This is a genomic window from Synechococcus sp. N32, from assembly GCF_900473895.1.
Taxonomy (GTDB): Bacteria; Cyanobacteriota; Cyanobacteriia; order PCC-6307; family Cyanobiaceae; genus Parasynechococcus.
In genome coordinates this window covers 47,701-67,011 of record NZ_UCND01000007.1, presented here as the reverse complement: position 1 = coordinate 67,011, position 19,311 = coordinate 47,701, and the positions used below count along the sequence as shown (strand labels likewise).

Sequence of the window (19,311 nt, the reverse complement as noted above, 5' to 3'; positions counted from 1 at the left end):
CTTGGCCGGAACCCTTCAGGTTTACAGCTACAACCGCTGCAGCACCTGTCGAAAGGCATTGGCCTGGCTCACTGAGCGAGGCATTGCCCATCAGGTGCATGACATCACCCTGACTCCACCGTCCAAGGAAATGTTGGTGGCCGCTCACCAATCCCTCGGTGACAGGAAACTGCTGTTCAACACCAGCGGCCAGAGCTATCGCGCCATGGGCGCGGCAGCAGTGAAGGCTCTGTCGGATGAAGAGGCTCTCGAGGCCTTGGCTGCTGATGGAAAATTGATCAAACGACCGTTCGTGGAGGTGAACTCTTCCACTTACCTCACCGGCTTCAAGCCTGATCTTTGGGAATCTGCACTCCAGGGCTGAAGTTCAAGCCATCCAATTCGCTGATCAGGGCGTCCACATCGCCTTGGTCGCGGATCTGACGGAAGCTTGAGCGTTTGATCTCTTCCAGGAGGGCGACCAGCAGATCCTGGCTGCGGCTCAGCACAGGCCCCTGTTCCAGGGTGTGGGCCAGCTCCTCCCAGAGCCGATCCAAGGCCTCGGATCCAAGCGATTCCAGAACAGGGTCCCGCTGACCGATGCGGTTTCCGGCTCCCTTGGACAGGTCGAGCACGGAGGTCACCATGCTTTCTGCCAGCTGGCGGCTGAATTCCGATTCGGCGTTTTGCAGTCCAGGTAGTCGCCGTAGGGCATCCGGCACCACGTTCCGGTCCAAGCTCTGCTGCACCAGATGGCTGATCACGGCTTGCAGCTGCGGTCGCATGGCCGGGCCAATGCGGGTGAGCAGAAGGGGAAGCCACAACCGCAACAGCTCGATCACCTCCCGCTCATCGTTCAGATCACTGCTCTGGTAGCTGCAGAGTCCGCGAACCCTCTCCGGCAGCTGTGGTGATCGAATCAGTTGCTGCAGAGCATCGACCACCCTGACGGCGATCACTTCAAACAGCTCCACAGCCAACAGGGCCACCACGCCGCGGCTGATCACGGCACGCAGCGGTTCGAGTTGCAGGAGGCCCGCTCCGCAAAGCCGTTCTGTGACCGGAACCACCCTGAGCCAGCGCGCAAACGGCAGCAGCAGGGGCAGGTCGATCCAGCGGCGTAACAGGGCATCGCGCCAGCGGATCGCCGGATAGCGCTGTTTCAGGCGCCAGGCACGCAGAAGAATGTCGAGCAGAAACAGCAGTTGAAATGGCGTGTCGATGCGCCAGCTCAAATCGCTGGGGCGCCCGTTTTCATCGATGCTTCGCCAGTAGTTGCTTTCCACTAGCGGCAGGATCTGCTGGCTCCAGAACTGACGCTCCTGGCTCCAGGGGGAGCGTTCCAGATGCTCGGGGCTCAGGAGAAGGTTGGCGGAGTCACGGGCTGATTCCAGGCCGGTGCGGGCGCGCAGTCGGTTCTTGAATTTTTCAAGGGCGCCGGCTTGGCCTGAACTGATGAACGGATTACTGTCCATCAACGCTGTGGTGAGCACCACCTGGTGCTGCAGCAGATCGGTGCTTACCGCCGTGCGCGGGCCGTTTTGTCGCAGGGCACGATCCAGGGCGGTGTAGGCCTTGAGGTAAGCCTCGGTGTCGCGATGGGGTTCGATGCCCTTGAGGGGATCCAGCCACGGGGTGATGTCCGGCAGCCAGGGCAGGGGAACCACCAGGGGAAGCGATGGCACCGGATAAAGATTGCGTTGCAGCCAGAAGTTGCGCAGGGGGATGTAGGTGAGGTCGATGGCGACCCAGGTGAGATTGACTGCGGCAATGACAGCAATGGCCTGGTCCCACCGGCGCCAGCTGAACAGGCCGTGTTGGGGCTTGAGGGCTTTCCAGCGTGGACGGATCATGGGGCCTGCAGGCTCCCCCTATCGTGGGTCGAAAGATTGAGCCTGCCCACATTGAACGCGGAGAGAGAACCTTCCGATGTGAAGGGCAGAGTCAGCGCGATCTGGGAGTTCTGGGCCCCTTTTCTGTTCACGGTTTCGCTGTATCTCCTGCTTCGGCAGTTCGCCTTTGAAGCCCGCTACATCCCTTCGGGATCAATGCTGCCGGGTCTTCAGGTGGGCGACAAGTTGATCGTCGAGAAGCTTTCCTACCGCTCCCGACCTCCTCAGCGGGGAGAGATCGTTGTGTTCAACTCCCCCAGTGCCTTTGATCCCGTCTGGAAATTGGAGGGGGGGCAACCCAATCCACTCAAGTGCGGCTTCGTCACCTTCCCAGGCATCAGCTGGGTTGTTGATCGTGTGCTGTTGCAGCGTTATCCCGAATGTGAGGCTTGGATCAAACGGGTGGTGGGTGTTCCTGGTGATGTCGTGGAGGTGAACAGCCGTGGTGCCGTAACAATCAACGGCACGGCCTTCAAGGAGCCTTACGTCACCAACTTCTGCTCCGATCGCGACGGAATGATTGGCTGCAAGGGCCTCTATGCCGTGGTCCCTGAAGGCAACGTTGTTGTGCTGGGCGACAACCGCCGCAACAGCCAGGATGCCCGTCGCTGGCCAGGCGGCCCATTTTTACCAGACGATCAGATCATTGGCCGTGCCGTCTTCCGCTTCTGGCCCCCTTCGCGCATCGGTTCGCTCAGCAATTGAGGCCACAGGCCACAACGCGTCCCTGAAGCTCGCGGCCCAGCCAGGGAATGTTGGCTGCACGCGGTGCCCCGGAGGTTTTGCTGCTGATGGTCCAGCGTTGATCGGGATCGAACAGCAGCCATCGCCGGCTGCCCTGCTCAAGCTGTTCAGGCGGCTGGTCGATCAGGGCTGACGGCCCAAAGCTGAGGGCCTGCCAAAGATCTTCCGTGGTCCAGCGGCCCGGCCGCACCAGGGCATTCCACAGCGCAGCAAGCACCACATGGTGGCCGCTTAGGCCTGCGGGGCGCTGGTCGCCCGGCAACAGCATGTCCTCCTCATCCAGAGGAACAGCATGCACAGCCACGGCGGTGATCGTTCGCTGCTGAACGGCCTGGATCAACTGCTCGCGATCGTCCGGGCCACCGAGGGAGGGGCAGACGCGCCAGCCCGGATCGCTGCTGGCCAGCATGCTGCGGTCGGTGAGGAGATGCCACCAGCTCACGCTGCTCAGGGGCGGGAACTCGCAGCCTGAAAGCTGCTGCACCGCTGCTGCTGTGGAGAGGTTCATCAGCCGCAGCTGTCGTTCCGGATGGCGTTGATGCAGCAGCAGCAACTGGCTGAGGGGAACGGTCTCACTGGTGATTGGATCCGCTGGCCACCCGGCCCGCAGCGTCTCCACGCCTTCCCGCACCAGCCCCTCCCCCTGCAGCGCGGGATCCCGGGGTGCCACGAGCACTGGGCATCCCCCCATTTCTCCGAGCAGCAGTCCCCGTTCCAGCAACGGGGTTGGAACCACGGCGTCATCATCCGCCAGTCCGATGGCACCGTGTTCGAGAAGATCGCCGTGGGGGGCGAGTTCTTCCGCTTTGCCGCTGCGGCTGAAGCCTCCCCAAAGGTGCAGACGAACCGTTGCTGTCTGATCCTGCTCGAGACTGAATCCCTGGAGCCGCTCCGGACAATCGCGCCAGCTGCTGCTGCGGGGAAGCAGGCCAATCTGGCCATAGCCCCCTGCGGCGGCACAGTGGCGCAGGCTTATGGCTGTTTCTTGATCCCCACTGAAGGGGGTTTCAAGGATGGAATGGGGATCCACCAGGCAGGGGGCGACCAGTTGATCCGGTGCTGGGCTGGCCTTGATGCCCAGGCCCAGGGCCTGCTGCCGGGCTTCGTCGTCAAAGCCGACGAGAACCCCCTGGTTGATCAGGACTGCACCGAGCTGCACTGAATGTCCGGGGCCACGCAGGACGCGCACCGGATCCAGCAGCAAGGTGTCGTTCATGACGTTAGAGAGCGCCTGCTGCCGTGCGGTCAATCACGCTTCCGAAGTGGGAGGTGAGGTTGAGGCAGGTCACCACTGCAGGCTGGCCTGGATCGGCTGCGATGTCGACCACCGTGACACCACCGTTGCCTTGTTTGACGGCCCAGATGTCGGCCGGGGTCAGCCCCAACAGGTCGCAGAGGATCGTTTTGTTGACGGCGTCGTGGGCTACCACCAGCACCGTTTCCTCAGGCGTCAGCTCGCCAGCGATCTCTCCCCAGCTTCGGACGGAACGGGCCCACACGTCCTGAATGGTTTCTCCTTCAGGCATCTGCACGGTTTCCGGAGCCCGTTTCCAGGTGTCCAGCAGCTCCGACCAGTCCTCTCTGATTTCAGATTCGAGCTTGCCTTCCCAGACTCCGTGTCCGATCTCCACCAGTCCGTCGATCTGGGTCAGGGGCACATCGGGATGGGCCTCGAGAATAATCTGGGCCGTTTCGGTTGGACGCGACAGCGTGCTGCTCCAGGCCCGATCGATGGGGATGTCTTTGAGGAAATCGCGGGCGGCCGCGGCTTGACTGCGACCGTTCTCATTCAGCGGAATATCGATCTGCCCTTGGAAGCGCCCGGCTTTGTTCCAGTCGGTTTCGCCGTGGCGCACCAAAATCAGCCTGGCGTTTTTGCCTTTCTCCGGCAGCGGTTGCAGGTGTGTGGTGCTGTTCAGGCATTCGATCTGCACCTGGGGGCCGTTGTCTCCCGGCCGGATGTTGAAGACCGAAAGGGAGGTGTTGTCGACGCGGAGACGCCGGAAGCCGTGGTCGGGTTCCCCCAGCAGCACCAGCATCAGGCAGCGCAGGATGGCGTTGTGGGCCACCACCAGCACCGTGTCGTTGCCGGTGGCGGGATGGCGCTCCAACAGTGTGCTGATGAAGCCCCGCGCCTGTTCCATCAGCTCAGGCAGTGGCTTGTAGCTCGAACCATCACGACGCTGGAGCTCCAGCTCCATGGGCCGCTGCTTCCAGATCTTGTAGGCCTCCGTTGAGCCTTGCATCAGCTCGTCGATGGTCTGGCCGGACCAGGGCTCAAGATCCACTTCCAGCAGTCCGTCATCAAAGACTGGATCTGGGGCCTGGCCGCCTTGGGTCTCCAGCAGGCTCGCCGTCGTCGCAGCCGCCCGCTGCAGGGGGGAGCTGTAGACGGCCTGGATGCTCACGTCCTGAAGCGAGCGGCCCAGGGCCCGGGCCTGCTCATGCCCCTCCTCGCTGAGGTTCGAGAGATCATCGCGGCCCTGGATCCGCCGTTCCTTGTTGAAACTGCTGAGACCGTGGCGGACCAGAAGAAGACGAAGGGGCACGGTTCAGCTTCAGGGCGCGGCCATCGTATGGAAGCGGCCTTTCGGGGGGACAATCGTGGGCAGTTGAAGCCCGCTGGTGCCCAGTTCCCCACAACCGGTTTCCCCGCGCTGGAAGGGACTTCTGGCGGCCTTATCCCTCGCTTTGGCCGGTTTCATCTGGTTGTCGGGCTTGATGGACAGCCTCTCGAGACCTTCGGTGGCACCGGCCCTGAGCCTTCAGCAGCAGGAGCTGACGCTTCTCGCTGAATCAGCGGTGCCGCCTCCGTTGCGGGACGCTCTCCTGGGGGAGTCGCCGCGGGATGCGCTGCTCAAGGCTCTGGAGGGCATCAGCCCAGAGGAGCGCAATGAGCGGCAGCAACAGATGCTTCTGCTGTTGCAGGGCCAAGGTTCCGCAGCAGCGGAGCTCGAACGCCAACACGACGACCCATTGCTCCAGCAGTTGCATTGCGAAGCGGGTGCCTCTGATCCGACGCTCTGCATCGATGCTGCAGCCGCGGGGCAAGCGGCGTTCCGTTTGGCCGTCAGCACGGTGCTGCCCCTGGTGACGGCCCTGCTCGGTGGACTGTTGCTGTTTGGTCAGGCCTGGCGTCTGCTGCGAGGTCGGCTGATGGCCTGGCCCGATGTTCAGGGGCCGGAGCTGACCCTGGTTGATATGGCCCTGCTGGTGGCCGGTGGCTTTGTGGTGATCAGTGCCGTTGGCGTTCCGCTGGTGGCGCTTCCGTTGGTGGGTGCACTGACGGCGGGGCTGGGCAGTCCTCGTCGTGAAGCCGTGAGTGTGGTGATCAACTACGGCGTGATGGCCCTGCCAAGCCTGCTGATCCTGTGGCGGCAACTGCGCTCGTTGCCCATGGAAAGGGCGCCGCTTGGGGGGTGGATGCAGTGGCGCGTGCGTCCGCTGCTTTCAGCTCTGCGGGATGCCCTGGCGGGCTGGTTGATGGTGACGCCGGTGGTGATGCTCACGGGGTGGTTGCTCGTGCGCCTGGTCGGTGATCCCGGGGGCAGCAATCCGCTGTTGGAGTTGGTGCTCGGCAGCCGTGATCCGCTTGCCCTGGCCTTGCTTGCGCTCACTGCGGTTGTGCTGGCCCCGCTGTTTGAGGAGACGATTTTCCGCGGTGCCTTGTTGCCGGTGTTGGCGATGCGACTCGGTCCCCTCCCGGGGGTCCTGCTCAGTGGCCTGTTGTTTGCCATGGCCCACATCAGTGTTGGCGAGTTGGCGCCGCTCACGGTGTTGGGGGTTGGGCTTGGTTTGGTGCGGCTGCGCAGCGGACGCCTGTGGCCTTCGGTGCTGATGCATGGGCTCTGGAACGCCGTGACGTTCCTGAACCTGCTGCTGCTCTGAACCTTGCCCCGCCTTTCTGCAGGTGGTTCACTGGCCTATTCGCCTGTGATCCCGGTGGTTGCCGCTCCGGAACAGCGTGCATCGACCACAGCTTTCGAGCTGATTCAAGGGTCACTGTCCTCCGGACGCATTGCACGACGCTCGCCTCTTCTTGGGGGGCTCCATCGCCTGATGGACGGCACGCTGCTGGGGTTGATTGCGGCGGTTGCCGTTCTGGCTGGTCTCACGCTGCACTGGCAGCATCGCTGGACTGTGGCCTTCCGCCTGCTGGAGGCAACCAGAACCCAGGCGCACCGTTTGACGGAATCAACCGCTGTGATGGAACAGCATCTGTTGCTGCGGTCTCAGCAGCCCAACCGCCTGGTGCCAACGCAGGTGGCCAATTTGGTGCATCTTGATCGCCCTGATCTGGGGGCGTTGCAAGCCTCCGCCTCCTCGCCCATGGCATCGCTCCAGGCCCTGGGGAATCAGCCCATCCGGGCGGGGTACTGATGACGCGGGCGCCAGGGCGTCGACCCATCCGTTCGCGCCGCTCCCGCGCGCGAGTCGTTCCCCTGACCCAGGTTCCCCCCAAGCGGCTCTGGATCATCTTCTGGATCCTGGCGGCAGGCTTGCTGGGGCTGGTGGGTCGCATGGCCTGGCTGCAGTTGGTGCAAGCCCCCGACCTGGAGCAGCGTGCCCGTCAGCTGCAAACCCAGCGCACCCAACCCTTGGGGCAACGCCGTCCGATCGTCGATCGCACCGGCCGTTTGGTCGCGATGGATGAAAAGCGGTTCCGGCTCTGGGCCCATCCCCGCTACTTCAACATGCCGGGAGATGCCCCTAACCTCGTCCGCCCTGCCGAAGATGTGGCGGCGGTGTTGGCCGATCCCTTGGCTCGTCCTGCGCCTGCGCTGCTGAAGGCCATGGGAACCCAGGCCTCGGGGATCAAATTGGCTGAGGAGCTGGATCCGGAAACGGCCGATCGCATCCGGGACCTTGGAATCAGCGGCCTGGATCTGGAGGCCTATCCCCAGCGGGTGTACCCCCAGGCGTCGTTGTTCGCGAACGTGGTGGGTTTTCTCAATGCGGAGCGGCAACCTCAAGCGGGTCTTGAGCAGAGCCGTAATGGGGATCTGGCTCGCCATGAGCAAACCCGATACCTCCGCCGCGGCGCTGATGGCACGCCATTGCCGGCCAACCTCGCCCCGGGAGCCTTCTATGGCGATGATTTGCGCCTGCAGCTGACGCTGGATTCCAGGCTCCAGCAGGTGGCCCTCAAAGCCCTTGCGGAGCAGGTTGCCAAGTGGAAAGCCCAGAAGGGCGCCGCAATCGTGATGGATGCCACCAACGGTGAGTTGTTGGTGCTGGCATCGACACCCACCTATGACCCCAACCGCTACTGGGATTTCCCGACGGGGCGGTTTCGTGAATGGTCCGTTCAGGATCTCTATGAACCGGGCTCAACGTTCAAGCCGATCAACCTGGCTCTGGCCCTTCAGGACGGTGCCATTCAGGCGACGGATCGGGTGAATGATGTGGGCAAGCTGATGGTCGGTGGTTGGCCGATCAACAACCACGACAAAAAAGCCCATGGTTTGGTGGATTTCGCCACCGTGCTGCAGGTGTCAAGCAACGTCGGCATGGTCCAGGCCATGCGCCGTCTTGACGACGACGCCTACTGGAACTGGATGGAGCGTCTTGGCATCAATCAGCGTCCTGACACCGACCTCCCTGGAGCGGTGGCTGGTCAGCTCAAGAGCAAGAAGCAGTTCACCAGTCAGCCGATCGAGCCGGCGACGACGGCCTTTGGTCAGGGGTTTTCGCTCACACCGCTCAAGCTGGTGCAGCTCCACGGGATGCTGGCCAACGGTGGCAAGTTGATCAGTCCCCACATCACCCGTGGCTTCCGCTCGGGTGATGCCTTGGCTCCGGCGGCGGCACCCAGTGGTCAGCAGTTGCTGAACCCGGAGGTCACGCGCACGGTGCTCCAGTGGATGGAATCTGTGGTGGATCAGGGCAGTGGCAAGGGTGTGAAAACACCCGGCTACCGCATTGGTGGCAAAACAGGAACGGCGCAGAAGGCCCTCAATGGGATCTATCTCCCAGGAGCCAAGATCTGCAGCTTTGTGGCGACCTTGCCGATTGAGGATCCCCGTTATGTGGTGTTTGTGGTGGTGGATGAGCCCCAAGGCGAACACGCCTATGGCTCCACCGTGGCCGTTCCTGTCGCCAAACAGATCATTGATGCCTTGCTGGTTGTGGAGCGCATCGCCCCCTCAAAACCTGCTGAATTGAACAAGCTTTTGAACAGCTGACGCATCAAAAAGCGCGGCTACGTTACGGGTATTGAGCCGTCGTACACCATGGCCAGCCTGCTCGATCAGCTTTCACAAATGACCGTGGTCGTTGCCGACACGGGTGATCTGGAGGCGATCCGCAAGTTCACCCCTCGGGATGCCACCACCAACCCGTCGTTGATCCTGGCTGCTGCACAGATTCCGGCCTATCAGAGCCTGATTGATGAGGCTTTGCGGTCATCGCGCAAGTTGATGGGTAGTGATGCAGCGGTGGAAGACGTGGTGCGGGAAGCGCTCGATGAGATCAGTGTGATCTTCGGCAAGGAGATCCTGAAGATTGTTCCCCGTCGTGTGTCAACGGAGGTGGATGCTCGCCTGAGTTTTGACACCGACGCCACGATTGAAAAAGGGCGCAAGCTGATTCGTCTGTACAACGATGCCGGCATCAGTAACGATCGGGTTCTGATCAAAATTGCCTCCACCTGGGAAGGCATCAAAGCTGCCGAGGTGCTGGAGAAAGAGGGGATTCACTGCAACCTCACGCTCCTGTTTGGTTTCGGTCAGGCCGTTGCCTGTGCCGAAGCCGGCGTCACTCTGATCTCCCCCTTCGTGGGGCGCATCCTGGATTGGTACAAGGCTGAAACCGGGCGCGACTCTTACCCCGGACCTGAGGATCCGGGTGTGATTTCGGTGACCAAGATCTTCAACTACTACAAGACCCACGGCTACGGCACGGAGGTGATGGGGGCGAGCTTCCGCAACATCGATGAGATCACGGAGTTGGCCGGTTGTGATCTGCTCACGATTTCACCGAAGTTGTTGGATCAGCTCCGTGAGACGGATGCTGTGCTGACCCAGAAATTGGATGCCGCCCATCCCACCGATGGCGAAGCCAAGATCCACGTCGATCGCGCCACCTTTGATGCCCTAATGCAGGACGATCGGATGGCCAGCGACAAACTCACCGAGGGCATTAAAGGCTTCAGCAAAGCCATTGAAACCCTGGAGCATCAACTGGCCCATCGTCTGGCTGAACTGGAGGGTGGATCCGCCTTCCGCCACGCCGTTTCCGAGATCTTCATGCTCAACGACATGAACGGCGATGGCTCGATCACCCGCGACGAATGGCTCGGAAGTGATGCCATTTTTGATGCCCTGGATCAGGACCACGACGGCCTGATCTCTCAGGAGGATGTGCGCCAAGGCTTTGGCGCAACACTGACGCTGACCTCTGTCTGAGTCGCGCTGGTTCCATGCATGCCCTCGACACCATGCGTGCATTGGCCAGCAAGGCCGAAGTGATTCATCTCAATCAGGGTGACGTGCTGTTTCGTACCGGCGAAACCGGCACCTGCATGTACGGCCTGCTGGAGGGATCGGTGCGGCTCACCTGGATCGATTCAGCAGGCCATGAGGGACATGAAGACATCCCTGTGGGTCATGTGTTCGGCGCAGGGGCCTTGGTGATGGAGGACCATCAGCGTCTGAGCACCGCCACGGCCACCAGGGATTGCCGTTTGATTGCCATGAACCGCGACAAGTTCCTGTTTGCGGTTCAGGAGACACCGATGTTCGCAGTGCAACTCCTCGCATCGATTGATGCCCGTTTGCGGGACATCAAGTTGGCCGACGGATGATCGATGGGCGGGGCGATTTTTAAAGCGAAAACGGCATAATTGCCCAACTTTTGAGTCTGGCTTGGTGCACAGCCGTCCCCTGCGTCTTGCGCTGCGGTTGGGTTTGTTCCAGCTCAGCCTGGGGATCCTCGGCGTCCTGATCCTGGGACTGCTGAATCGTCTCTTGATTCAAGACATTCAGGTCCCGGCGGTGCTGGCGGCGGTTGCCGTTGGTGGTCAGCAGTTGATGGGTTTCACCCGCGCCTGGTTCGGCCATCGTTCCGATCGCATCCCCATCAGCCGGCTGCGGCGCACGCCTTTCATCATCAGCAGCACTGTCGCGATTGCCCTGTTGTTCGGTGTTGCCTGCCAACTGGTGCTGCGCTTGGCCACCAGCATGGAGGCCTCCGGCGGTGAGCTGAATGCGCTGCTGATGGGTTTGTTGATCCTGGTTTTTGTTGGGATCGGCACCGCGATTGCCGCTGGTGGCACGGCGTTTTCAGCCTTGATTGCGGATCGCACCACGGAAGCCGAACGGCCGCGGGTGCTGTCAGTGGTGTGAGGGATGCGTCTCCTGGGGGTGTTGCTGGGAAGTGTTCTGGTGAATCAGGTGTTCGGCAGTGCCTGTGCGGCTGATGCCAGCCGCGCTGCGGTGCTGGCTGGTTTGGAGCGTCTGTCGCTGGTGACGCCGCTGCTGTTGCTGGGGCTTGGGGTGGTGTCGGTCTTTGGCGTGGAGCGCCGCACCACAAGCTTGATGCTGCCAGCGGGGTCGGTCCCCCCCGATGTCCCCCAGCGGTTGGCTTTGCCCCAGTTGTTGTTGCAACTCCGCAGCATCCCCCAGGCCGGCCGCTTCCTCGGGGTGCTGTGCCTGTTCACCTTCAGCATGTTCCTCAATGATGCGGTGCTTGAGCCCTACGGTGCCGCCGTCTTTTGCATGAGTGTCTGTGCCACCACATCGCTGAATGTGTTGCTTGCCCTGGGCTTCTTTGCTGGCTTGGGTCTGAGTGGCTTCTGCTTGATTGACCGTGTCGGCAACATCAGAACGGCCCGGGTGGGTGCAGTGTTGGCTGCTTTGGCGTTGTTGGTGATGCTTTGGGCCGGCTCTGGGCAGTCCATCCCCCTGTTGCGAACTGCCGTTGGTTTGTTTGGCCTGTCACTGGGGGTTTGCATGAATGCCTGCCTCACCTTGATGTTCAGCTTTGTGCAGCCCGGCCGCAGCGGCTTTCTGCTTGGTGTTTGGGGGGCGGGCTATGCCTATTCCTGCGGCCTGGCCACCATCAGTGGAGGCGGTCTGCTCACCTTGCTCAAAGCCTGGAACGGTGGTGATTTGTTTGCTGCCTATGGCGGCGTGTTCGGCCTGCAGATGGTTTGTTTCCTGGGTGCCGCATTGATGACGCGCAGCTTGGATGTGGTGGCTTTCCGCAACACGGTGAAAACCCGCTTTGCCGATGTCATTGAAATGGCAGTGGATTGAAGCTTGGCTGGAGCTCCGGATCCACTAGAACCGGGTTCCTTTCATTGCAGTGAATGGCCGCGCTGCAGATCGTCTGGTTCAAGCGTGATCTGCGGATCGTTGATCACCGGCCCCTGGCGGCTGCTGTGGAGCGTGGTGTGGTGCTGCCGTTGTATGTGGTGGAGCCGGAGTTGTGGCGGCAGCCCGATGCCTCCGGGCGGCAGTGGATGTTTTGCCGGGAGTCTCTGCTGGAGTTGCGCCAGGCCTTAGCGGATCGGGGCCAACCCTTGGTGGTGCGCACTGGAGATGTGGTGCAGGTGCTCGAACGGGCCCGGCGTCAGTTCGGCATCGATGGGCTGTGGAGCCATGAGGAAACCGGCAATGGCTGGACGTATGACCGCGACAGACGCATTGGCGCCTGGGCCCGTCAGCACGGCATCGTCTGGACGGAACTTCCGCAGTTCGGGGTGACGCGCCGGATGCGCAGCCGCAATGGCTGGGCCAAACGCTGGGAGGTTCAGATGACGGAGCCCATCACCCCCGTGCCGGCCGCATTGCAATCGCTGGAGGGCATTGATCCCGGTGTGATCCCGGAGCATCCCTGTTCAGATCTGCTGTCGGATGTGTGTCCGCAGCGTCAGATCGGAGGGCGTTCGATCGGCCTTGAGGAGCTGAACGACTTTCTGCAGCACCGCGCTCAGCGCTATCAACGGGCGATGTCGAGCCCCAACATGGCGTTCACCGGGTGTTCGCGCCTGTCGGCTTATCTCACCTGGGGTTGCCTTTCGATGCGGGAAGTGCTGCAGACCAGCCGCAGCTATAGCGGCCGCGGCGTCAGCAGCTTTGAATCACGGCTGCACTGGCACTGCCATTTCATTCAGAAGTTGGAGGATCAGCCTGCAATTGAATTCAGCGATTTCCATCCGTTCATGCGGGGCATTCGTGCAGCTGACGCTGAGCGCTTGACGGCCTGGAGCGAAGGTCGCACCGGCGTCCCCTTTGTGGATGCCTGCATGCGCGCCTTGCGGGCCCATGGCTGGATCAACTTCCGCATGCGGGCGATGTTGATGTCCTTCGCCAGCTACAACCTCTGGCTTCCCTGGAGAGATAGTGGCTTGCACTTGGCGCGCCAGTTTGTGGATTACGAACCGGGGATTCACTGGAGCCAGTGCCAGATGCAGTCGGGCAGCACCTCGATCAACACGATTCGGATCTACAACCCGATCAAGCAGGGCATGGACCACGACCCCCAGGGGCTGTTCATCCGTCAGTGGTGCCCTGAACTCAAGGATGTGCCCACGATTCACATTCATGAGCCCTGGATGCTGGGGGGTGGCATGCCAGCACCGATCGTTGACGTCACCACATCGATGCAGGAGGCCAAAGATCGCATCTGGGCAATTCGCCGATCAGCCGGTTTTGATCGCCATGCCGATGCGATTCAGCGCAAGCACGGCTCCCGTAAGGCGGGGTTGAAGCCAACAACGGCTCGCCGCCGCCGGCGCCAACCTCAGCAACCCGACAACGGTAGCCAGCAGCTCAGCCTCGGTCTTTAGTTGCGCTGCAACAGAAGCTTCCCCTAGGGGATGACAAATCTCCCATGTGTTTCGCAGTCTGGAAGATTGCACGCGAGACCCTCTGTTTTGGCTTTCAAAGAGGCTTGCTAGATCCATAAAGCATGCTTATAGATTTCATGGTTTTCTAATGTTTTGAATGGTTGCGCAGGGTAGGGTGAAAATGATTTTCTTTTCTCGATGAAAATTCAATTGCTTTCCGCTGCTGCCGCCAGTTTTGCTCTGTTTGGCGCTGGTGCACCCGCGCTGATGGCTGCCTCTGCTGATGGAGGAATTGCGGTGCATGAGCTCAGCGACGATGGGAAACAATCTTCGTTTCGTGGCAATCCCAAAAGCAGGCTGCCCATGCGGAAGAATCCCCCTAGAGCCAATCAGTTGCGTTCCCCCTCCCGTCGTGACGGTGTACCTGGATCCAGCGTCGATAAGGGAAGAAAAAATGATGCCTACGGAACGGCAAAGTGGGCCTACACCACATCCTTGGTGAAGCTTGGTAAGAAGCCGAAGGAAAAGGATCAAAATGCTGCAGTATCAGCAGTTCCTTTTCTGAATGCCGGCAAACTATTTATGAGGTTTGGGAATAGTAATTATGTTTGCAGTGGATCAATGATCGGCAAAGGCATTGTCGTCACTGCAGCGCACTGCATTGCTAATTGGGGTCAAGGTAAATCAGGAATAGCTGATGAGGTTTACTTTATTCCCGGAGCAACGAAGCGCGCTAACTCAACCAGTTCAGGCCCGGTTGGGCGCTGGAAAGCGAAAGATATTGTATACCCCACATGTTACATAAACGGCACTTGTAAAAATAAATCCGGCGGTGTTGTAAGTAGCAATGATATCGCGATCGTCGTTCTTGGCGGTAAGAAAAACAAATTGCCTTGGAAAAAAGGCGTTGGATACTATGATTATGGATGGAATGGCTATGGTTTCACAACTGGATCTTCTTTGGCTAGCTCGAAGTCTATGGCACAGATTACCCAGCTTGGATACCCAGCAGCTATCGGTGATACCTCATCCAATCGTGGTGGTGCGATGATCCGAACTGATTCACCTGCAATGTATTCTTTGGAGGCAGCTGGTGTGAAGAATCTGGTGTGGGGTAGTTCTCAGACTGGCGGTAGCTCAGGTGGTCCAGAACTTGTCAATTTTGGTACTAAGCCTAATTACGGTCCAGGTTCTAGCGCTGGTTCAAAGGCAAATTCCAGTCTTGTTATTGGAGTTACCAGCTGGGGCTACGTTTCTACGACTGTCAACCTTCAAGGTGCTTCATGGTTCGGTCAGAATGATGAGTTCGATCAACCAAGCTACACGGATGGAGCAGGCTTTAATTGGGGGGCAGGAAATATCGGTGCTTTGATGCGCTACACATGCGGCAAGGGGAGCAGCTATCTTGGTCTTCAGGCTAAAGGTTGGTGTCGTTAATTTGAATTGCTAAGTGTTTTAAGGCGGAGAATTTTTCTCCGCCTTTTTTAATGCATGAGCGTGAGAGGTTAGATTGTGTGCAGAAGTGGCTTTAATTTTCAACGACGATAGAAAAAATAACCGCAGGTCGTTCAGCTAAGACGCTTTGTTGTTCTTAAATCTTATGGCTTGCGATGAAATCATTTCTCGTGCCTTGCCTCGCGCTTTCTCTGTTGTCTTCTTCGACAGTGATGGCTGCTCCTGATACCAATGATGGTGTAACCAGCTACGACGTCAAGGATTCAGATTATTCCACAAAGATGAGTTCCTGGTCGGGGGGTAAAAGTCGGCTTCCAATGCTGAAAAGTGAACCGCCGAGGCTTCGCAACGTGGCAAAGCACAATAACGTTAAGCATGTGCCTGGATTTTACGGTCAAAAGTCACGAGGTTCCAAAGCCTATGGAACGTATAAATGGCCCTATACGACTGCTTTGGTGAAACCCGATGAAGGGTCCATAAAAGAAAGACATAAAAAATGTGATTACGTCCACGCAGCCATTTTTGGCGGCAGGAAAGTTGCATATGCGCTTTGGCAATTCAGCTTATGTGTGTAGTGCTTCATTGATCGGTAAAGGGTTAGCAGTTACTGCAGCCCATTGTGTCCATGAATATGGGAAGGGTTTATCGGGATGGGCCACTGACATTTACTTTGTTCCAGCTGCTACAAGCTCCAGTAATGTCAAAAAAGCAGGACCGATTGGCTGTTGGAAGGTAAAAACCTTCTGGATTCCCACATGTTATTACAACGGAAATTGTCGGGGAACAAGCGTGATTAATAGCAATGATGTGGCTGTTCTTATCCTTAATTCGAAGCCGAACAAACTTCCCTTCCGTAAGGGTGCAAACTATTATAATTATGGCTGGAATGGTTATGGCTTCACGACAGGTTCGACATTTTCTTCGTCTCGTTCCATGGGGCAAATCACGCAGCTTGGTTATCCAGTTGCTCTGAGCCGAGAAAAGGGCTCAAATCGCTCCTCCAAGAGTGGCCGCTCTGGTGGCAGCGTGATGATTAGAACAGATTCCGTTGGGATGTATTACGTGCCTTACACCTATGTAAAAAATATTCTCTGGGGAAGCTCTCAATCGGGAGGAAGGTCTGGTGGGCCAGAGCTTGTGAATTTCGGCACGGATGCAAAACATAATTCCGGATCATGGGCTGGTTATGATTCTGGACGTAATGTTGTGTTAGGTGTAACGAGTTGGGGCTATGTCAATCCCTATATCAACCTGATTGGTGCCTCAATGTTTGGGCAAAATGTTGAGTTCCCTTCTTCGAGTTATTCCGATGGAACAACGAACTGGGGGGCAGGAAATATCGGTGCTTTAATGCCTTCGACTTGTGGTGTTGGCTATGGGGGTTGGCAAGCCAAAGGATACTGCAGATAAACCAAGTCTATTTTGCTTGATCAGAGGCTCATTCCCATTTGAAGGGGTGGGCCTTTTTTTATCTGCGTGTTTAACGTAAAAAACAGCGTATTTTTTATGTGCATAGTTGCGGAGAGGTAGTGTTTATCAATACTTAGTGATTAGAGTTGAGTGTCAACTAAGGTCGATGCTGGTGCTAGTGATTCGGGGAGTTTGAGGGGTTCTGTGAGGGTAAACACAATCAAGGTATCTTTCTGAATCTCAACTAGTGGTGGTACTTTTTGAGGCCCTTCGTTGAAGATTGATGTTAATAAGTTGATGCCAATTTCAGCTCCCAGAACTCCTATTAAGATGGGAGGAATCGATGATGAATTGTTGTTCTCATTATAGCTATCTGCTAAGGCAAAGCCCAAAAGAGTGGGGATTAGGTTTGAGTCATTAATGCTTTCAAACATCGATGCAGTCTTCGATTGGGGCGGTTCTATGTATTCGCCGTAGCGTTCGGGGCGGATTTGAGCTGGTATGAGTCGACCATCCACCTGGATGGGAACGGCTAAACCCCGATACACAATGCGTTCAATATTAATCAGATCACCCTGCTCTTGTTTTTGGATATTGGCTGAGACGATTGAATTGGATGGAATAGCAACTTCTCCATTCTCATCATGGACATCTAGTGTTGTAAGCAATGTGATGGGGAGTGAATAACGTCTCTCGGGATCCATGACGACATCCATCAAGACACGGCAAACAATGGCACTGTTTTTAGGTAGCAATAAGGAGCTGAAATCTTCTAATTCATCGTTGTCATCATTATTCTCGAAATCAGTTTCGGCGATGTTTTCTTGGCTGCTTATGGCTTCGAGATCTTGTTGTTCAAGGATCTTTGTCTGAGTTCGACCGGGTTTGATTGCGCCCCCAATAAAAATAAAAGCAACAATTACGGCTGCAATATGAGTGGCAAGACGACGCTGCAAGGGTAACGAATTTCTAATTTAACAATTGTAGTGTAGTTTCTGCTTTCGAAAGAATATGTTTGCGTTTGGACATGGTCTTTAGTCCTGCGGTAGACCATGCGAATGAATAGCAGGCCATAGTGTCAACAGCTTTCAATCTCGGATGCACTGGTGCCGTTCTTTTATGAAGAACATTTGGGATCATCCGGTGATTGAATTCAGCGATTTCAAATCGCTTATGCCCGGTGCTTAATAGACTGGAGTCAAGGTCGCCCCAGAGTCCCTTTTGTGGATGTCTGCCTGAATGGACTCGGCTGGGTCAACTGACGAGCACGGCGTTGATTAATTTCAACCTATCTTGGTGGGTTTTGATTCTCATGCCGATAGCTGTGGTTCAGCGGGAGCATTGGTGATGTCATGATGAGCCATTTTGTCCACATAAATGGTCTAAAATCAGTAGAGATTGTGTTGAAAATGACTTGGTTGGTAGAGCCTTGCTAGTGATAGCAGCTCAACTTGAATTTTAAGTGAATGTTAATTTCATTTCTGGGGAGAAAAAAATTGCCTAGCCTTGGAGAGGTTTTTCGTGTTTGTCTATGAAGATCAATCGGTTCGCGCTTTTGTCAAGCGCTCTTCTAGCTTCTGGCGCATTTTACCTTCCCGTGTTTGCAGAGACGGGTGATGTTATTAGCCCTATTGTCACTGCTGAGGCATCCTCAAGCACATCCTCTGATCTGCGATCTTTAAAGACGGCAAAGCCGATGCCTCGACCAAAAGGTAATCAAAAACCTCAGTTTGATTCTTCGGCTGCAGGTGCCGCAGGCGTCTCTTCTAGAAGCTTCGATGGTCGAAGCGTAATCAAGTCCAAAGGTCGTGATTCGCGAGCTTGGGGCAGCTTCGGTATCCCCTATACCTCTACTCGGGTAAGGGCAGGTTACTCAAAAGGAATTACTTCATCCAAAAAGGGTTATTTAACTGCCACTTATCCTTATCGTGCTGCCGGGAAATTAACTTTTAAAAATGATGGTAAGACATTTTCTTGTTCAGCCCAGTTGATTGGCCCTTCAATTCTGATTACAGCTGCTCACTGTGTGGGACCTTTCGGCGGTAAAAAGTTTTATACTGATTTTACTTATTATCCGGCTTTATATGCCGATAGTTCCGAGACTAGTACTCCTTATGGCACATGGAAGTCCCTTGTAGAGGTTCTTCCAAGAGCTTGGTATAACGGCACAGATTCTGGAAGTGGAGCTTGTAGAAACAACGACGTAGCAATTATCGCTTTGCAGCCTGAAAGCGGCAAATTTCTCGGTAAAACTACCGGTTGGTATGGTTACTCTTGGGGGGGGTATTCTTTCCGAAAGAATTCAAAAACAAAGCGTACGACCGCTGCTGTAACAACAGTGGGTTACCCGGGCCTCCTGGATAATGGTCTGATTATGCAGCGCCAGGATGGCCCCGCATATCTTGCTAAATGCAAAGGAAAAGGCGAGCAAATTTATCAAGGATCTAACTTTACTGGTGGGTCGAGTGGTGGCGCCTGGCTTGTCAATTTTGATACCGCTAGTGTAGGTGTTCCTTCTTTTTCGGGTGGTGCTTCAAAGGGATCTCAAAGCTCAATGTCAGTTGTGGGGGTCACCTCTTGGGGCGCATCAGATCCCAATCGACCGAAGGATAATTGGTCTTCTCGTTTGGGTAAAAACAAAGAATATCCTAAATCTTCTTATACAAATGCTGATAGCAAAATGGTCGGTGAGGGAAATATTGGTTCCTTGCTCAATAGTATTTGTGCAGTTAAAGTTAAAGGCAAAAGCCTCTATGAGTTGGGCTATTGCAAATAAACTGATTGTTTAAAGAGAGCTTTGCTTCAACGTTAGAGGGCCGGTTCAGGCCCTCTTTTTTTGTTTAGATCTTACTTGCCTTCTGTAATGGCTGTTAAGTCTCTTTTGATTTCCTGGCAACATTGATTACTCGTGGCTTGTCCTGATTTGGAAGGTCCTCTATCCGAGTGTTGAATGCTTTTTTTGGCAATTGTTTCTTTGGAGTGTTGGCCTTTGTTGAGGTGAAGGTATTGACTTTTTTGGGGTCTTTCCTCTGCTGTTAG

The 19,311-nt window shown here is 56.8% G+C and carries 15 protein-coding genes and 1 pseudogene; 12 read left to right on the top strand and 4 right to left on the bottom strand.

The genetic code is table 11. The annotated features are described in order from the left end of the window. Position 1: 1 nt before the first annotated feature. The gene (locus DXY35_RS02155) at positions 2-364 is read left to right on the top strand and encodes an arsenate reductase family protein (RefSeq protein ID WP_115080754.1); all 363 of its coding nucleotides are present in this window, start codon (positions 2-4) and stop codon (positions 362-364) included. On the opposite strand, the gene DXY35_RS02150 is transcribed toward DXY35_RS02155, so the two are convergent. Next, positions 327-1,832 carry a hypothetical protein gene (locus DXY35_RS02150; RefSeq protein ID WP_115080752.1) on the bottom strand — a complete coding sequence of 502 codons (1,506 nt, stop codon included), beginning with the start codon at positions 1,830-1,832 and terminating at the stop codon, positions 327-329. The genes DXY35_RS02155 and DXY35_RS02150 overlap by 38 nt on opposite strands. A gap of 78 nt (positions 1,833-1,910) precedes the next feature. Here DXY35_RS02150 and lepB point away from each other — a divergent pair, with 78 nt between their 5' ends. Next, positions 1,911-2,576, top strand: coding sequence for a signal peptidase I (gene lepB / locus DXY35_RS02145; protein ID WP_115080750.1), 666 nt, complete (start codon positions 1,911-1,913; stop codon positions 2,574-2,576). Here the strand turns inward: lepB and DXY35_RS02140 are convergent. Continuing rightward, positions 2,566-3,831, bottom strand: coding sequence for a dihydroorotase (locus DXY35_RS02140; RefSeq protein ID WP_115080749.1), 1,266 nt, complete (start codon positions 3,829-3,831; stop codon positions 2,566-2,568). The two genes, lepB and DXY35_RS02140, sit on opposite strands and share 11 nt — an antisense overlap. A gap of 4 nt (positions 3,832-3,835) precedes the next feature. Continuing rightward, positions 3,836-5,164 (bottom strand): histidine phosphatase family protein, encoded by a 1,329-nt coding sequence (locus DXY35_RS02135; protein ID WP_115080747.1) that lies wholly within the window; start codon positions 5,162-5,164, stop codon positions 3,836-3,838. A 76-nt stretch (positions 5,165-5,240) separates the two neighbouring features. Between DXY35_RS02135 and DXY35_RS02130 the strand changes: the two genes are divergently transcribed. The 9 genes and pseudogenes from DXY35_RS02130 (at position 5,241) to DXY35_RS02090 (ending at position 16,272) form a co-directional block, all read left to right on the top strand. Then, entirely contained in the window at positions 5,241-6,503 is a 1,263-nt protein-coding gene (locus DXY35_RS02130) for a CPBP family intramembrane glutamic endopeptidase (protein ID WP_115080745.1), read from the top strand. Between the two features lie 3 nt (positions 6,504-6,506). Further along, positions 6,507-6,995 carry a hypothetical protein gene (locus DXY35_RS02125; protein ID WP_244272861.1) on the top strand — a complete coding sequence of 163 codons (489 nt, stop codon included), beginning with the start codon at positions 6,507-6,509 and terminating at the stop codon, positions 6,993-6,995. Beyond that, the gene (locus DXY35_RS02120; protein ID WP_115080743.1) at positions 6,995-8,800 is read left to right on the top strand and encodes a penicillin-binding protein 2; all 1,806 of its coding nucleotides are present in this window, start codon (positions 6,995-6,997) and stop codon (positions 8,798-8,800) included. Before DXY35_RS02125 ends, DXY35_RS02120 begins: the two co-directional genes overlap by 1 nt. A 48-nt stretch (positions 8,801-8,848) precedes the next feature. Continuing rightward, entirely contained in the window at positions 8,849-10,021 is a 1,173-nt protein-coding gene (locus DXY35_RS02115; RefSeq protein WP_115080742.1) for a transaldolase, read from the top strand. Between the two features lie 14 nt (positions 10,022-10,035). Further along, positions 10,036-10,419, top strand: coding sequence for a cyclic nucleotide-binding domain-containing protein (locus DXY35_RS02110; protein ID WP_115080740.1), 384 nt, complete (start codon positions 10,036-10,038; stop codon positions 10,417-10,419). Then, positions 10,382-11,872 (top strand): annotated as a pseudogene (locus tag DXY35_RS02105) (MFS transporter). The gene DXY35_RS02110 and the pseudogene DXY35_RS02105 overlap by 38 nt, the downstream one beginning before the upstream one ends. 53 nt (positions 11,873-11,925) lie before the next feature. Continuing rightward, the gene (locus DXY35_RS02100; RefSeq protein ID WP_115080738.1) at positions 11,926-13,407 is read left to right on the top strand and encodes a deoxyribodipyrimidine photo-lyase; all 1,482 of its coding nucleotides are present in this window, start codon (positions 11,926-11,928) and stop codon (positions 13,405-13,407) included. Positions 13,408-13,605: 198 nt separating this feature from the next. Next, positions 13,606-14,844 (top strand): serine protease, encoded by a 1,239-nt coding sequence (locus tag DXY35_RS02095; protein ID WP_115080736.1) that lies wholly within the window; start codon positions 13,606-13,608, stop codon positions 14,842-14,844. Between the two features lie 516 nt (positions 14,845-15,360). After that, positions 15,361-16,272, top strand: a complete 912-nt coding sequence (locus DXY35_RS02090) for a serine protease (protein ID WP_115080734.1) — start codon at positions 15,361-15,363, stop codon at positions 16,270-16,272. A 140-nt stretch (positions 16,273-16,412) separates the two neighbouring features. Here DXY35_RS02090 and DXY35_RS02085 read toward each other — a convergent pair whose 3' ends face one another. Then, positions 16,413-17,228, bottom strand: coding sequence for a hypothetical protein (locus tag DXY35_RS02085; protein WP_115080733.1), 816 nt, complete (start codon positions 17,226-17,228; stop codon positions 16,413-16,415). Positions 17,229-17,803: 575 nt separating this feature from the next. Between DXY35_RS02085 and DXY35_RS02080 the strand changes: the two genes are divergently transcribed. Beyond that, positions 17,804-19,048 (top strand): serine protease, encoded by a 1,245-nt coding sequence (locus DXY35_RS02080; protein ID WP_115080731.1) that lies wholly within the window; start codon positions 17,804-17,806, stop codon positions 19,046-19,048. The last annotated feature ends 263 nt before the right edge of the window (positions 19,049-19,311 follow it).

Bases quoted from the DNA above. Each gene is read 5' to 3' on its own strand.
- DXY35_RS02150 (WP_115080752.1), bottom strand. From the start codon at position 1,832: ATGATCCGTCCACGCTGGAAAGCCCTCAAGCCCCAACACGGCCTGTTC.
- DXY35_RS02140 (WP_115080749.1), bottom strand. From the start codon at position 3,831: ATGAACGACACCTTGCTGCTGGATCCGGTGCGCGTCCTGCGTGGCCCC.
- DXY35_RS02120 (WP_115080743.1), top strand. From the start codon at position 6,995: ATGACGCGGGCGCCAGGGCGTCGACCCATCCGTTCGCGCCGCTCCCGC.
- DXY35_RS02115 (WP_115080742.1), top strand. From the start codon at position 8,849: ATGGCCAGCCTGCTCGATCAGCTTTCACAAATGACCGTGGTCGTTGCC.
- DXY35_RS02110 (WP_115080740.1), top strand. From the start codon at position 10,036: ATGCATGCCCTCGACACCATGCGTGCATTGGCCAGCAAGGCCGAAGTG.
- DXY35_RS02100 (WP_115080738.1), top strand. From the start codon at position 11,926: ATGGCCGCGCTGCAGATCGTCTGGTTCAAGCGTGATCTGCGGATCGTT.
- DXY35_RS02095 (WP_115080736.1), top strand. From the start codon at position 13,606: ATGAAAATTCAATTGCTTTCCGCTGCTGCCGCCAGTTTTGCTCTGTTT.
- DXY35_RS02080 (WP_115080731.1), top strand. From the start codon at position 17,804: ATGAAGATCAATCGGTTCGCGCTTTTGTCAAGCGCTCTTCTAGCTTCT.